This is a genomic window from Moorena sp. SIO3H5, assembly GCF_010692395.1.
Classification (GTDB): domain Bacteria; phylum Cyanobacteriota; class Cyanobacteriia; order Cyanobacteriales; family Coleofasciculaceae; genus Moorena.
In genome coordinates, this window is record NZ_JAAHHS010000065.1 from 1 (window position 1) to 15,591 (window position 15,591).

Annotated in this window: 9 protein-coding genes; 5 read left to right on the forward strand and 4 right to left on the reverse strand. The window is 45.3% G+C overall.

The window, feature by feature from the left end; genetic code table 11:
• Nucleotides 1–1,936 (forward strand): magnesium chelatase subunit H (bchH, locus tag F6K52_RS10075; protein WP_293076964.1); only part of this gene is annotated, 1,936 nt, incomplete at its 5' end.
• A gap of 77 nt (nucleotides 1,937–2,013) precedes the next feature.
• Nucleotides 2,014–2,148: a hypothetical protein gene (locus tag F6K52_RS10080; RefSeq protein WP_293076966.1), complete on the forward strand. Its 135-nt coding sequence runs from the start codon at nucleotides 2,014–2,016 to the stop codon at nucleotides 2,146–2,148.
• A 138-nt stretch (nucleotides 2,149–2,286) separates the two neighbouring features.
• On the opposite strand, the gene F6K52_RS10085 is transcribed toward F6K52_RS10080, so the two are convergent.
• Nucleotides 2,287–4,839, reverse strand: coding sequence for a CHAT domain-containing protein (locus F6K52_RS10085; RefSeq protein WP_293076968.1), 2,553 nt, complete (start codon nucleotides 4,837–4,839; stop codon nucleotides 2,287–2,289).
• A gap of 11 nt (nucleotides 4,840–4,850) precedes the next feature.
• Nucleotides 4,851–8,009: a filamentous hemagglutinin N-terminal domain-containing protein gene (locus F6K52_RS10090; RefSeq protein ID WP_293076970.1), complete on the reverse strand. Its 3,159-nt coding sequence runs from the start codon at nucleotides 8,007–8,009 to the stop codon at nucleotides 4,851–4,853.
• 229 nt (nucleotides 8,010–8,238) lie between these two features.
• Here F6K52_RS10090 and F6K52_RS10095 point away from each other — a divergent pair, with 229 nt between their 5' ends.
• The 3 genes from F6K52_RS10095 (at nucleotide 8,239) to F6K52_RS10105 (ending at nucleotide 8,832) form a co-directional block, all read left to right on the forward strand.
• Nucleotides 8,239–8,385, forward strand: a complete 147-nt coding sequence (locus tag F6K52_RS10095; RefSeq protein WP_293076972.1) for a hypothetical protein — start codon at nucleotides 8,239–8,241, stop codon at nucleotides 8,383–8,385.
• 104 nt (nucleotides 8,386–8,489) lie between these two features.
• A complete protein-coding gene (locus F6K52_RS10100; protein ID WP_293076974.1) occupies nucleotides 8,490–8,672 on the forward strand; it encodes a hypothetical protein in 183 nt (60 codons plus the stop codon).
• Between the two features lie 13 nt (nucleotides 8,673–8,685).
• Nucleotides 8,686–8,832: a hypothetical protein gene (locus F6K52_RS10105; RefSeq protein WP_293076976.1), complete on the forward strand. Its 147-nt coding sequence runs from the start codon at nucleotides 8,686–8,688 to the stop codon at nucleotides 8,830–8,832.
• Here the strand turns inward: F6K52_RS10105 and F6K52_RS10110 are convergent.
• Together F6K52_RS10110 and F6K52_RS10115 are read right to left on the reverse strand one after the other, a co-directional pair.
• Complete coding sequence (locus F6K52_RS10110; protein WP_293076978.1) at nucleotides 8,793–11,429, reverse strand: CHAT domain-containing protein; 2,637 nt, start codon at nucleotides 11,427–11,429, stop codon at nucleotides 8,793–8,795. The genes F6K52_RS10105 and F6K52_RS10110 overlap by 40 nt on opposite strands.
• Before the next feature lie 380 nt (nucleotides 11,430–11,809).
• Complete coding sequence (locus F6K52_RS10115; protein WP_293076980.1) at nucleotides 11,810–15,385, reverse strand: filamentous hemagglutinin N-terminal domain-containing protein; 3,576 nt, start codon at nucleotides 15,383–15,385, stop codon at nucleotides 11,810–11,812.
• Nucleotides 15,386–15,591 lie beyond the last annotated feature (206 nt).

The window sequence follows — 15,591 nt, forward strand, 5'->3', positions numbered from 1 at the left end:
GGGGTTAAAGGAACTCAGTGAGTTAATTGGGTCTTATCAAACTCTCAAAGATACTGGGCGCGGTGTTCCCATTGTTAACACCATTATGGATAAGTGCCGCTTGGTGAATCTTGACCAAGATATTGCGTTGCCCGAGCAAGATGCTAAGGAGCTGAGTGCGGAAGAACGGGATACTTTGGTAGGTCAGGTGTACCGCCGCTTGATGGAAATTGAATCAAGGTTGTTACCCTGTGGGTTGCATGTGATTGGTAAGCCACCAACCGCAGAAGAAGCGATCGCAACCCTAGTCAATATTGCTAACTTAGACCGTAGCGAAGACGAAATCATCGGTTTACCCCGGATTATTGCCAACAGTATTGAGCGAGAGATTGATGAAATTTACAGCAACAATGACCAAGGCATCTTAGCTGATGTGGAATTGTTGCAAGACATCACCCAAGCTACCCGTGCTGCTGTTAGTGCTATGGTTCAAGCTCAAATCGACAGCGATGGACGAGTCTCTAAAGTCTCTAAACTCAACTTCCTCAATCTTGGTAAAAAAGAACCCTGGGTAGAAGCTTTGCACAATTTAGGATATACCAAAGTAGATTCCGACGCGATCAAGCCTCTGTTTGACTATCTGGAATTCTGTTTACAGCAGATAGTAGCAGACAACGAACTAGGAGCAATGCTCCAAGCCTTAGATGGGGAATATGTGCTGCCAGGTCCTGGTGGTGACCCGATCCGAAATCCCGATGTGCTACCCACCGGTAAGAATATTCACGCCCTCGACCCCCAATCTATTCCCACCCTAGCAGCGGTGAAATCTGCCAAAATTGTAGTAGACCGACTGTTGGCACGGCAAAAGCGAGATAATGATGGGGCTTGGCCAGAAACCATTGCGTGTGTGCTATGGGGTACCGATAATATTAAGACCTATGGCGAATCCCTAGCCCAAATTCTGTGGATGGTCGGGGTTAAGCCAGTGCCCGATGCCTTGGGACGGGTGAATAAATTAGAACTAATTCCCTTAGAAGAGTTAGGTCGTCCTCGGATTGATGTGGTAGTCAACTGTTCCGGTGTCTTCCGGGATTTGTTCATCAATCAGATGAACTTACTAGACCAAGGGGTGAAAATGGCCGCAGAAGCAGATGAACCCCTGGAAATGAATTTTGTGCGGAAACACAGTTTGCAACAAGCTCAAGAGATGGGGATTAATCTACGGCAAGCTGCGACTCGGGTGTTCTCCAATGCCTCTGGTTCCTATGCCTCCAATGTTAATTTAGCTGTAGAAAACAGCACCTGGGAAGAAGAATCCGAGTTACAGAATATGTATCTCACTCGCAAATCCTTTGCTTTCTCTTCTGATAGCCCAGGCACCATGGAACAGAGTCAGAAGATTTTTGAGTCAGCTTTGAAAACCGCTGATGTTACCTTCCAGAATCTTGATTCATCGGAAATTAGCCTAACTGATGTTTCTCATTACTTTGACTCTGACCCCACTAAAGTAGTAGCAAACTTGCGCAACGATGGTAAGAAACCAACCGCTTACATAGCTGATACTACTACTGCTAATGCTCAGGTTCGCACCCTATCAGAAACCGTCCGTTTAGATGCCCGCACTAAGTTACTTAATCCCAAGTGGTACGAAGGCATGTTGAATCATGGCTATGAAGGAGTGCGGGAACTTTCCAAACGCTTAGTCAATACTATGGGTTGGAGTGCAACCGCTGATGCAGTAGATAACTGGGTTTATGAAGATGTGAATACTACCTTTATCCAGGATGAAGAAATGCGTCAGCGGTTAATGAATTTGAATCCCAATTCCTTCCGTAAAGTAGTCTCTACCTTATTAGAAGTTAATGGCCGTGGCTATTGGGAAACCAGTGAGAGTAATTTACAGCTATTGCGCGAATTGTATCAGGAGGTTGAAGATAAGATTGAAGGAATAGATTAGGATTATTTACTATAGCGGTTTTCAATTCAGTGAGGTACAAAATTTAGGAAATAGGGAACAGGGAACAGGGAACAGCGATGCAGCGCGGTCTTGGGGGTTTCCACGGGGCTTACAAGGTGCGGACGCAGGTTCCGCACACAGCCCCTCCCCATGAGCGACTGCATCAAGACGGGAACAGGGAATCATATTCCCCCCTTATTAAGGGGGGTTAGGGGGGATCCCTACTCAAAAGAGAGGGAATCGGGAATCGGGAGCGTTATTGTCTTATCCCCCACACCTCCCACACTTTCCACCCCACACCCCACACCCCACGCCCTACACCCTACACCCTACTCCCTGCTCCCTAATTTTCACAACCAATTTCCCAGCAAAATAAAAGCCGACCAGTAAAAGGGGTGATTATATTGCTCGCTCTGCAACAGCTCCTGTTGAGCAAGACGCAGAGCTTCTGCCTTGGTAACCTGGCCTTGGCCTAACCTCTTATAGAAGCGAGTCATTAACTCTGTAGTGGCTAGATCTTCTACAGACCAGAGACTGGCAATGGTACTGCGTGCCCCCCCACGCACTACTACTCCAGCCAATCCCAAAGCCGCTCGGGAGTCTCCTGTCGCTGTCCGACAAGCACTGAGGACGAGTAATTCAATCGGATTTTTTTGCTTTTGATCCCCTCGGATCAGACTATTTAATTCATTAAGATTGATCTCCTCGTCCCAGGTCAGGAGAAACGTTTCTTCAGCGACTGAACTAAATTCACCATGAGTGGCCAGATGAACCACTTCGTAACCAGAGGTATTAACTTCTGTATTGAAGTTGGATTCGGTAAAGTACTCATTGAGTAGAATCAATGAGGGAACTTCGGCCTTGATATTTTCTAATTCCACCTTCACCCCAGGAAGTGCTCCTAAATTGGGACGATGGGGACGAACTTCCGTCACTCCAGCAGTTAGAGCAGAAAAGTTTTGTCTGACTAAAGCTTTAGAGTCGATTAGTTGTAAACTAGGTGCTACTGCAATATTATATTTCTCGATCAAATAGTTTTTCCCGTCATAAAGTACCGACATGGGAAGATTGCGCAGGGCTCCGTCGGGAATAAATACTAGGGTAAGGATGTTACTGTTGGCTAATTCGGTTTGAATCGCACCGATTAACCAATCGTGTATTTTTTGTAAGTTTTCCTTTTTTAGAGCTCGCCAAGGGCTAGTAATATTTATCTTTACCGAAGCCAGTTGTTCTTCTATTTCTGCTTGAGGTAAGTTAGTCGTGATCTGGCGCAGAGGTTGTCCCGGCAAGGTGGCAATTACTTCCAGCCGGTCTGGCAAGATAATGGTATATAAGATAGCGGCATTGGAGTCTATTTCGTCGATATTAACTGGTTTAGCATCTAAACAGGCATCCCGAAAAAAGTTATCTAGTTCGGCTAGTTGTAGGGATTCAATCACATCTCGTGCTTGTTTGAGATTTTCTTGAGATGCATTCGGTTCCAGCAGTAGTCCTACTAATTCTCGGTAGACTGGTTCAACACTCTCTCGAAACCCAAATTGAATATCGCTACTAATCGCGACTAGGTCGCTACGAATAGATTTGAGAGTTTGCACCGATTGAGAATAGGCCGCGATCGCGTTTTTCTTATCCTGTTTTAGATTGAGGATTCTGCCCAGTTGCCATTGCCATTGATAGGCTAAATCCGGAGCCTGGATTTCTTGAGCAATTACTAACGCTTTTTCGGTTAACTCTTCCGCTTCATCAAGACGTTGATTGTATTCGTATAAAGTCCCTAAGTTACCGATGGCTTCAGCTTCCGCTCGTTTATCTCCCAAATCCCTAGCCAGCTTAAGGGCATCGGCGAGATAAGTAGCCAGGGAGTTGGAAGTTTTGAGTTGGTTTGTTTTACTTTTTGAAATGGTTTTGGCTAGATTAATACTAGCATTAATTGCTGTTTTACTGGGAGATAATTTACTTAAAGTATTCTCGATAGCTGGCAATAACTTTCTTGCTTGTGACCATTCTTGTGTAGCTATCAATATACTGAGTTGGTTTAATTGTCCCTGAATCTTACTATCAGGTAAGGGAGATTCCTCCACAACCCGTTGATAGAACTCTAAAGCGGATTCTGTGTCTCTTTTTAATCTAGCTGTATCCCCCAAACTGAGCAAAATTTCAGCAATTAAGGTCTGATATGGTAAATTTTCGGCTATAGCTAAACTTTGTTGTAAAATCTCTTGAGAGTCTTGGAATTTTCCCACTCGGCGCAGCACATCACCTAGATATTGGAGGGCTGTACTTTTGAGTTTGCTATCGGGTTGGTCTTGGATAGTTTCCTTAATTTGATTTAAGGTTTTAGTGGCTTTATTATACAACCCTAATACTCGTAAAGCTTGAACTTGGTAAATCTGACTTTCTGTTAATTTATTGATGTCTTCAAGGTCTTGGTATATCACACTAGTTTCCTGCCAAGTCGATAAGGCTTTTTTCGCCTGACCTAGTGATAAGTATACTTGTCCTTGTACTTCTAATATTTGGGCTTTTACTTGTTGACGTTCCTTAGTCTTAGGGAGTTGTGATAGTCGGTTAAAACTCTGGGATAGTGTTTGTTTAGCTTCTTCTCTGTCTCCCAAACTTTGATAAACTAAAGCCAGATTTACTAAGGAATTAATTTCACCAATAATATCCCCACTGTTGCTGTAGTTACTAATCATTTGCTCCAACAACGGTATCGCCTCTTGGTATTGCCCGGTTTCATAGAGGTGTTGGGCTTGTTGGTCTGGAGAATCGGGATCCCCCCTAACCCCCCTTAATAAGGGGGGAAGGGAATCGGGTGTGATTGCTGGAGAATTTGATAAGGCTTCCCCGGATGGCAAGAAGCACGTTAATGCGATTGCAATTAGAAATGATAGTTTTTTCATGTCCCTACTCCCTACTCCCTGCTCCCTACTCCCTGCTCCCTGCTCCCTCTGCCTGAATGACAATCAAGATTAGGAAATATCTGCTCAACAGGAGTCCCGTTAAATGGTTGCGCCGTCAGAATAATGGTGCCATCCTTTGCTATGACCCAGCCTTGGGCTTCGATAATCACTTTTTTTTCTTGGGGAGCTTGAGGGGGTATCACATTAGGTTGCGGTTGTAATTGCTGTAATTTTTGTCTGGTGCTGGGTAACCTGGGACGAGTTCTCCAGCTCACTGTTTTGTGGGTATTAATCACCGGATCTTCTGGAGTTGGTGGTAAACCACCTTTTCCGGTAATGGTAAAGGAACTGCCGCCAGCAATCCGATTATTCTCAAAGCCACAAAGGTCATTGGCCAGAATCGCTTCTGCATCGACCAGGATTCCTGGCAACTCGTTTAAGCCTGAGGTGGGGTCTACCTGAGTGATGTTGAGGATTACGTCACCGTTGAAGGATGAGCCAAGGTTGGAAGTAGAAGTGATGTCATTGTCCTTTGTGAGACGGTCTCGAAATTCTAAACCAAAGATGCCTTGGGCATTAATCTCAACACGACCTCCTGGACCAAGTTGAGCATTGGCGGTGATGTCGCTATTTCCCAGACCGACTAGGGTATCAGTATTAATTTCTATATTTCCTCCAGTGGTTGTATCCTTAGCGTCAGTTAGAATCAAGCTTCGGTTGAGGAGTCGGATGTCACGAGCTTGCAGCGTAATATTGCCTTGGTCTCCTCCTGCTGTTTCTGCTGTGATCCTTCCTTTGTTGTCAAGGAAAATGGAGTTGGCATTAATCTCTACTTCGCCTGCTGAACTTCCCTGTTCAGTGCTTCTAGCAGTAACAACTGCTCCATCTTTGACAATTAACTGCCCAGTGGTAATTTTCACATCTCCCGCTTTTCCTTTGCCTTCAGTTTGATTAAACAAGCCGCTGGGAAAGTTACCATCGGCTGAGGTACCAATGAGTTTAACTGTAGAGGAGGCATCCACTGTCAACTTTCCCCCGTTCCCTTCACCGCTTGTGGTAGCTGAAACTCTTGCTCCATCTTTGACAATTAACTCCCCAGTGGTAATAATCAAATCTCCCGCTTTTCCTTTTGAGCCTGGATTAGCTTGAGCAAACAAGCCGCCGGGAGACTGACCATTGGCTGGGGTACCAATGACTTGAACAGATTCAGAGGCATCCACAATCAAGCGTCCTCCGTTCCCTTCAGCCTTTGTGGTAGCTGAAACAACTGCTCCATCTTTGACAATTAACTGCCCAGTAGTAATACGTGTTTCTCCCCCATTTCCTGTCCCAAAAGTTTGAGCAAACAAGCCGCTGCGAGACTGACCATCGGCTGAGATACCAATGACTTGAACAGATTCAGAGGCATCCACAATCAAGCGTCCTCCGTCCCCTCCACCAAAAAAAGTGTTAGCTGAAACAAATGCTCCATCAGAGACAATTAACTGCCCAGTGGTAATACGTGTTTCTCCCCCATTTCCTGTCCCAAAAGTTTGAGTTAACAAGCTGCTGCGAATCCGACCATCGGCTGCGGTACCAATGAGTTTAACTGTAGAGGAGGCATCCACACTCAAGCTTCCTCCGTCCCCTTCACCGCTTGTGCTAGCTGAAACTTGTGCTCCATCTTTGACAATTAACTCCCCAGTGGTAATACGTGTTTCTCCCGCTTTTCCTGTCCCAAAAGTTTGAGCAAACAAGCCGCTGCGAATCCGAACATTGGCTGCGGTACCAATGAGTTTAACCGTAGAAGAGGCATCCACACTCAAGCTTCCTGCGTCCCCTTCACCGTTTGTGCTAGCTGAAACTCTTGCTCCATCTTTGACAATTAACTCCCCAGTGGTAATACTCACATCTCCGGCTTTTCCTGTTGGGCCTTGATTAGCTTGAGCAAACAAGCCGCTGACAGATTTACCATCGGCTGAGGTACCAATGACTTGAACCGTAGAGTCAGCATCCACACTCAAGTTCCCCCCGTCCCCTTCACCAAAAGTGTTAGCTGAAACTCTTGCTCCATCAGAGACAATTAACTCCCCAGTGGTAATACTCACATCTCCCCCATTTCCTGTTGCTCCTCGAAAAACTCGGGCTCCCAAAATGCTGCGAGTACCATCAGGCGATACACCAATTACTCGAACAGATTCAGTGGCATCCACTGTCAAATCTCCCCCCTGTCCTGAGCCAGTTACATCCGTAGTTATCCTAGAAGCACCCTCAAGACTGAGCTGAGAAGCCTCAACAACTATGCCACCGCCATTCTGACTTCCCTCGGTATTCGCAAACACACGAGAGCGATCGCGTAAAGTCACATTAGCCCCCTGCACCTGGATACTGCCACCACTTTCCCCACTGGTCTCAACCAAAGCACGGTCGGACAAACTAATATCCTGAAACTGTTGAACTGCTGAATAATCCAACCCAAAACTAGTATCCGTTGGGGTCAGGTTCACCAAACTATTAGAACCAACACTCCCCAGCTCAATCCGTCCATCGGTTGCTGTTAAATTCCCGCCAGGAATAGTAACCTCACCGCCAATCAGCCCTAAGGTTTGACCATCGGGCACTTGAATAAGACTAGACTGATTAGTAATACTCCCTGGATTTGAACCATATTGCAACCCAGATGGAATATTAATAGTCAACAACGGTTTTTCATTGGGATTTTTAGCGCTGAATACTGTGCCATCGTCAAACAATATACTATCAGCAGTACTCCCAAAAAATGACCCTCCCAGATCTAGTCTGCTATTGGAACCGAAGATAATACCGTTGGGATTTATCAAAAATAAATTAGCATTACCCAATACGCCTAGAGTCCCCAATATATTGGAAACATTACCTCCAGTTACCCGACTCAGGATGTTTGCAACTCCAGCGGGATTTGCAAAATAAACTCGCCCGAACTCGGCCACATTAAAATCTAAAAAGCTATGGAATAGATTGCTTTCTCTAATTGCCCCACCTTCTATCAAATCGGCTAGGGCACCCTTAACATCGACATTGGGAGTTACTACAGACCTTTCATTGCCCAGGCTATTATCTGGAGTGATTTGCGCTAATGCTGTAGTTGCACCTACTAAAGAACACAAAAGAACGCTACTTGCTTGCACAAGTCCGTAAACCCGAGGTTTCATGTTACTAAAAATGAGCTACCGAATGGATATAATTATTTCATACAATCCGGTTTTAGGCTGTTAAATTTTATGAGGCCAATATGGCAGTTTTAAATTGGATTAGTTGCATTTTTTAGTTTAGAAAATAGGGAATAGGCAATAGGGAATAGGCAATAGGCAATAGGGAATAGGTAATAGGGAATAGGTAATAGGGAATAGCGAAAAAAATCTGTGTACCTCCGCAGTCTTGATGCAGTCGCTGATCGAGTCAGAAAAACTATTGCATTGTCGCTATCTAATTGCAAAGTGTGGTAAGGGTGGTAACTATGATATAGCGCTACGCGCCAGGCATGCTAGCAATAGGCAAGAGGCAATAGTCAAGAAAAAAGCTTACTAATCAAGGGATTGAGGGATTTTAATTTTTCTTCACTTGTCAAACACCATAGTGCGTAGTGCTATAAGTGTGGTCAAACCTAAGGGGTCAAAAAAACTATTGCAGCGATGCAGCGCGGTCTTGGGGGTTTCCCCCATGAGCGACTGCATCAAGACACTGACGCACTAATGAGGTGTGGGGTAGCAAAAGCCATGCATGCCTCTTGCCTCTTGCCTCTTGCCTTCCCCTCCTGGGAGGGGTTAGGGGTGGGTTCCTCTTGCCTCTTGCCTTCCCCTCCTGGGAGGGGTTAGGGGTGGGTTCCTCTTGCCTCTTGCCTTCCCCTCCTGGGAGGGGTTAGGGGTGGGTTCCTCTTGCCTCTTGCCTCTTGCCTGTTCCCTACTCCCTACACCCTACTCCCTACTCCCTAATTTTCACAACCAATTTCCCAGCAAAATAAAAGCCGACCAGTAATAGGGGTGATTATATTGTTTGTTCTGCAACAGCTCCTGTTGAGCAAGACGCAGAGCTTCTGCCTTGGTAACCTGGCCTGTGGCTAAGCTCTGATAGAACCGACTCATTAACTGTGTAGTAGCAAGATCGTCCGCCTTCCAGAGACTGGCAAGGGTACTGCGTGCCCCCCCACGCACGGCGATACCAGCCAATCCCAAAGCGGCTCGGGAGTCTCCTTTGGCTGTCTCACAAGCACTGAGGACGAGTAATTCAATGGGATTTTCTTGCTTTTGATCCGCTGAGATCAGAGTATTTAATTCATTAAGATTGATCACGTCATCCCAGGTCAGCAGAAAGGTTTCTTCCGCTACTGAACTAAATTTACCATGAGTGGCGAGATGAACGATTTCGTAACTAGAGCTATTAACGACTGTATTGAAGTTGGATTCAGTAAAGGACTCATTGAGTAGAATCGATGAGGGAATTTCACTCTTGATATTCTCTAATTCCACCTTAACCCCAGGAAGTCCTAGGAAATTGGGACGATGGGGACGAGCTTCGGTCAGTCCAGCAGTGAGAGCCGAAACGTTTTGTCTGACTAATGCTTTAGGGTCGATTAATTGTAAACTAGGTGCGATCGCAATACTATATTTCTCGATGGAATAGCGTTCCCCGTCATAAAGCACGGACATGGGAATATTGCGCAGAGCCCCATCGGGAATAAATACTAGGGTGCGGATGTTTCTGTTGGCTAATTCCGCTTCAACCGGACCGATTAACCAGTCATGTATTTTTTGTAAGTTTTCCTTTTCAATACCTCGCCAAGGCTTATCAATTTTGCTCTTTACCGAAGCCAATTGTTGTTCTATTATTGTTTTGGGTAAGTTAGTGGTGATCTGGCGCAGGGGTTGTCCGGGTAAAGTAACAATTACTTCTAGGCGGTCTGGCAAGATAATGGTATATAAGATAGCAGCGTTGGGGTCAATTTCGTCGATATTAACGGGTTTAGCATCTAAACAAGCATCCCGAAAGAAGTTGTCTAGTTCGGCTAGTTGTAGGGATTCAATTACATCCCGTGCTTGTTTGAGGTTTTCTTGAGATGCATTCGGTTCCAACAGTAGTCCTACTAATTCTCGGTAGACTGGTTCGACGCTTTCTCGAAACCCAAATTGAATATCGCTACTAATCGCGACTAGGTCGCTACGGATAGATTGGAGGGTTTGCACCGATTGGCCATAGGCTGCGATCGCGTTTTTCTTATCCTGTTTTCGATTGAGGATTCTGCCCAGTTGCCATTGCCATTGATAGGCTAAATCCGGAGCCTGGATTTCTTGAGCAATTAGTAACGCTTTTTCCGTTAACTCTTCCGCTTCCTCAAGTCGTTGATTATATTCGTATAACCTGCCTAAGTTACCGATAGCTTCAGCTTCCCCTCGTTTATCTCCTAAAGTTCTAGCTAGCTTAATAGCATCAGCAAGATAAGTAGCAATGTCCTTGGGATTTGTGAGTTGGTTATTTTTACCTTTTAACAGGGTTTTAGCTAAATTAATTCTAGCATTGATAGCGGCTTTACTTGGAGATAATTTAGTTAAGGTATTGTCGATAGCTGGCAATAACCCTCTGGCTTTTGACCACTCTTGGTTAGCTATCACTATACTCAGTTGATTTAATTGCCCTTGAATTTTACTATCCGGTAAGGGAGATTCCTCCACAACCCGTTGATAGAATTCTAAAGCGGATTCTGTGTCTCCTTTTAATCTAGCAGTATTTCCTAAACTGATCAGATTGTCAGCAACCAAGGTCTGATCGGCTAAGTTTTCCGCTATGGCTAAACTTTGTTGTAAAATTGCTTTAGACTCTTTGAATTTTCCTACTCGGCGCAGCACATCACCTAGGTATTGGAGGGCAATACTTTTCACGGCGCTATCCGGTTGGTTTTCCAGAGTTTCCTGGATTTGAGTTAAGGTTTTAGTGGCTTGATGATATAATCCTAATACTCGCAAGGCTTGGACTTCATAAATCTGGCTTTCTGTGAATCTAGTTAAGTCTCCGATATCTTGGTAGATAGCACTCGTTTCCTGCCAAGTCGATAAGGCTTTTTCCCCCTGACCTAGAGATAAGTAGACTTGTCCTTCGACTTCTAAAGTTTGGGCTCTTAATTGTTGACGTTCCTTAGTATTGGGAAGTTGTGATAGTTTGGTAAAACTCTGGGATAGTGTTTGTTTAGCTTGGTCTAGGTCTCCCAAGCTTTGATACACTAACGCGAGATTGACTAAGGAATTAATTTCACCAATAATATCCCCACTGTTGCTGTAGTTAGTAATAATTTGCTCCAACAACGGTATCGCCTCTTGGTATTGCCCGGTTTCATAGAGGTGTTGGGCTTTTTGGTCTGGAGAATTGGGATCCCCCCTAACCCCCCTTAATAAGGGGGGAAGGGAATCGGGAATCGGGAATCGGGAATCGGGAATCGGGAATCGGGAATCGGGAATCGGGAATCGGGAATCGGGAATCGGGAATCGGGAATTGGGTGTGATGACAACAGAGTTTGATAAGGCTTTACCGGATGGTAGGAAGCAGGTTAATGGGATGGCAATTAGAAATGATAGTTTTTTCATAATAATTAATTAAGGGAATCGGGAATCGGGAATCGGGAATCGGTAAGAGGGAATCGGGAAAAGATAAAAGTAATAATAGTTGATTATTTCAGTACTGAAATTGATTGTTATCACTAAGGTAGGGAACAGCGGATAAAGGAACAGCGGATCGGCGAATAGAGAATCAAGAATAGAGAATAGAGAATAGAGAATAGGGAATAATAGTTGATTATTTCGGTACTGAAATTAATTGTTATCACTGTCTTGATGCCGTCGCGAATGGGGGGAACCCTGTGAGGTTACTGCATCAAGACTCCCTGCTCCCGACTCCCTGCTCCCGATTCCCGATTCCCGACTCCCGACTCCCGACTCCCGACTCCCGACTCCCTATTCCCTGCTCCCTACTCCCTATTCCCTGTTCCCGCATGACAATCAAGATTGGGAAATATCTGCTCAACAGGAGTCCCATTAAACGGTTGCGCAGTCAGAATAATGGTGCCATCCTTTGCTACTACCCAGCCTTGGGCTTCGATAATCACTTTTTTGTCTTGAGGGGGTCTGACAAATGCTTGGGCTTGTAATGGTTGTCTGGTGTTGCCTAACCTGGGACGACTTCGCCACCTCACTGTTCTGTGGGCATTAATCACTGGATCTTCTGGAGTCGGAGGTAAACCGCCTTTGCCGGTAATGGTAAAAGAACTGCCGCCAGCAATCCGATCATTCTCAAAGCCACAAAGGTCATTGGCCAGGATCGCTTCTGCATCGACCAGGATTCCTGGCAATTCGTTTAAGCCTGAAGTGGGGTCTACCTGGGTGATGTTGAGTATTACGTCACCGTTGAAGGATGAGCCAAGCTCGGAGGTGGAAGTGATGTCATTGTCCTTTGTGAGACGGTCTCGAAACTCTAAACCAAAGATGCCTTGGGCATTAATCTCAACACGACCTCCTGAGCCTCGTTGAGCATTGGCGGTGATGTCGCTATCTCCGAGACCGACTAGGGTATCAGTATTAATTTCTATATTTCCCCCAGTGCTTGTATTCTGAGCGTTAGTTAGAATCAAGCTTCGGTTGAGGAGTCGGATGTCACGGGAAAAGAGATTAATATTGCTGTTGTCAATATTGCTGTTTTCTCCTGCTGCTGTTTCTGCTGTGATCCTGGCATTGTTGTCAAGGAAGATGGAGTTGGCATTAATGTTTACTTCCCCGGCTGTTGTACCCTGTCTAAAGCTTCTAGCACTAACAAATGCTCCATCAGAGATGATTAACTTGTCAGTGGTAATATTCAAAAACTTTCCGGCATTTCCTATTGCTTCTCGATTACCTTGAATAAATAAGCCGCTTTCAGACTCACCCGAAGCTGAGGTACCAATCAGTTGAACCGTAGATGAGGCATTCACAGTCAAATTTCCCCCGTTCCCTTCACCGCTTGTGCTAGCTGAAACTTGTGCTCCATCAGAGATGATTAACTTGTCAGTGGTAATATTCAAAAACCTTCCGGCATTTCCTCTCCCTTCAGTTTGAGTAAACAAGCCGCTGGGAAACCGACCATCGGGTGAGGTACCAATGAGTTGAACAGTAGAGTCGGCATCTACAGTCAAATTTCCCCCATTGCCTTGACCAACAGTGCCAGCTGAAACTTGTGCTCCATCAGAGACGATTAACTCCCCAGTGGTAATCTTCAACTCTCCCGCATTTCCTGTTGCTTCTCGATTAGCTAGAGTCAACAAGCGGCTGCTAAACCGATCATTGGCTGAGGTCCCAATCAGTTGAACAGTTGAGGAGGCATCTATAGTTAAGTTCCCCCCGTTCCCTTCACCGCCTGTGCTAGCTGAAATCAATGCTCCATCAGAAACGATTAACTCCCCAGTGGTAATAGTGATATCTCTGGCTTTTCCTTTCCCAAAAGTTCGAGCAAACAAACCGCTGGGTAACTCACCATCAGCTGAGGTCCCAATCAATTGAACAGATTCAGAGGCATCCACAGTCAAATTTCCGCTGTCCCCTTCACCTACTGTGCTAGCTGAAACAAATGCTCCATCAGAGACGATTAACTCCCTAGTGGTAATACTCACATCTCCCGTTTTTCCTGTCCCAGAAGTTTGAGTAGTCAAGCGGCTGAGAAACCTACCATCGGCTGAGGTACCAATGAGTTGAACAGATTCAGAGGCATCCACAGTCAAATTTCCCCCATCCCCTTCACCCCTTGTGATAGCTGAAACAACTGCTCCATCAGAGACCATTAATTGCCCAGTGGTAATACTCACATTTCCCGCATTTCCTTTCCCTTCAGTTTCATTCAACAAACCGCTGGAAGAATCACCATTGACTGAGGTACCAATGAGTTGAACAGATTCAGAGGCATCCACAGTGAAATTTCCCCCATCCCCTTCACCCCTTGTGCCAGCTGAAACAACTGCTCCATCAGAGACGATTAACTCCCCAGTGGTAATACTGACATTTCCACCATTTCCTGTCCCAAAAGTTCGAGCAAACAAGCTGCTGGGAAACCGACCATCGGCTGAGGTACCTATCACTTGAACACTAGAGTCAGCATTTACAGTGAAATTTCCCCCATCCCCTTCACCAACAGTATCAGCTGAAACTTGTGCTCCATCAGAGACGATTAACTCCCCAGTGGTAATACTTATATCTCCACCATTTCCTGTCCCAAAAGTTCGAGCAAACAAGCTGCTGGGAAACAGACCATTGGCTGAGGTACCAATCAGTTGAATCGTAGAGTTGGCATTCACAGTCAAATCTCCCCCGTCCCCTTCACCAAAAGTGTCAGCTGAAACAACTGCTCCATCAGAGACGATTAACTCCCCAGTGGTAATACTTATATCTCCCGCTTTTCCTGTGCCAAAAGTTTGAGCAAATAAATCGCTGCTAAGTTGAACACTAGAGGAGGCATTTACACTTAAGTTTCCCCCATCCCCACTAATAGTGATAGCTGAAAGTGATGCTCCATCAGAGACGATTAACTCCCCAGTGTTAATGCTGATATCTCCCCCCTGTCCTGAGCCGAATACATCCGCAGTTATAAGAGAACCACCCTCAAGACTCAACTGAGAAGCCTTAAAAACTATTCCACCACCACTGCCACCCCCTTCGGTATCCGCAAATACACGAGAGCGATCGCGTAAACTCACATTAGCTCCCTGCACCTGGATACTGCCACCACTTTCCCCACTGGTAGTGACAAAAGCACCGTCAGACAAACTAATATCCTGAAACCCTTGAACTGCTGAATAATCCAACTCAAAACTCGTATCCCTTGGGGTCAATTTCACCACACCATTAGCACCAACACCCCCCAGCTCAATCCGTCCATCCAATGCGAATAGAGCGCCATTAGGAATAGTCACCTCACCACCAATCAAGCCCAATGTTTGACCATTTGGTACCCGAAGCCCAAAAAAAGATTGATTAGTAATACTCCCTGGATTGGAACCATATTGCAACCCAGATGGAATATTAATGGTCAACAACGGTTTTTCATTGGGATTTTTAGTGCTGAATACTGTGCCATCGTCAAACAACACACTATCAGCCGTACTCCCAAAAAATGAGCCTCCCACAGCCAGTCTGCTATTGGGACCAAAGACAATACCATTGGGATTGATCAAAAATAAATTAGCATTACCCGATACTCCTAGAGTCCCCAAAATATTGGAAACATTACCTCCCGTTACCCGACTCAAGATGTTGGCAACTCCAGCAGGATTATCAAAATAAACTCGCCCAAACTCGGCCACATTGAAATCCGAAAAGCTGTGGAATAGATTACTGTCTCTAATTGCCCCACCTTCAATTAAATCTGCCAGGGCACCGTTAACAGTCACATTGGGGGTTACCACAGAGCTTTCATTGCCCAGGGTATTATCTGGGGTAATTTGTCCTAATGCCGTAGTTGCAGCCACTAGAGAATAGAGCACCATGGTAGTTGCTGGCACCAGTGGGGAAATCGGAGGTTTCATAGTAATCAATCAGCTACCGAATTTTCTGATTATTCCAGTAGGGTGGGCAAAGTCATCATTTGGTAAGTACTTAAAACAATCAAACTGTTTTTGCCCACCCTACAAGCTGATTATTCCAGGAAATAAATTTCAGTTGGATTAATTTCCAAACTCTTTAAAAAGATTTTACTGAAAATTCATAAAAAACCATTGAAGTCGCCCTAGCA

Excerpts from the sequence above, each read along its gene's own strand:
- F6K52_RS10080 (WP_293076966.1), top strand. The coding sequence starts at position 2,014 with ATGCAGCGCGGTCTTGGGGGTTTCCACGGGGCTTACAAGGTGCGGACG.
- F6K52_RS10085 (WP_293076968.1), bottom strand. The coding sequence starts at position 4,839 with ATGAAAAAACTATCATTTCTAATTGCAATCGCATTAACGTGCTTCTTG.
- F6K52_RS10090 (WP_293076970.1), bottom strand. The coding sequence starts at position 8,009 with ATGAAACCTCGGGTTTACGGACTTGTGCAAGCAAGTAGCGTTCTTTTG.
- F6K52_RS10095 (WP_293076972.1), top strand. The coding sequence starts at position 8,239 with ATGCAGTCGCTGATCGAGTCAGAAAAACTATTGCATTGTCGCTATCTA.
- F6K52_RS10100 (WP_293076974.1), top strand. The coding sequence starts at position 8,490 with ATGCAGCGCGGTCTTGGGGGTTTCCCCCATGAGCGACTGCATCAAGAC.
- F6K52_RS10110 (WP_293076978.1), bottom strand. The coding sequence starts at position 11,429 with ATGAAAAAACTATCATTTCTAATTGCCATCCCATTAACCTGCTTCCTA.
- F6K52_RS10115 (WP_293076980.1), bottom strand. The coding sequence starts at position 15,385 with ATGAAACCTCCGATTTCCCCACTGGTGCCAGCAACTACCATGGTGCTC.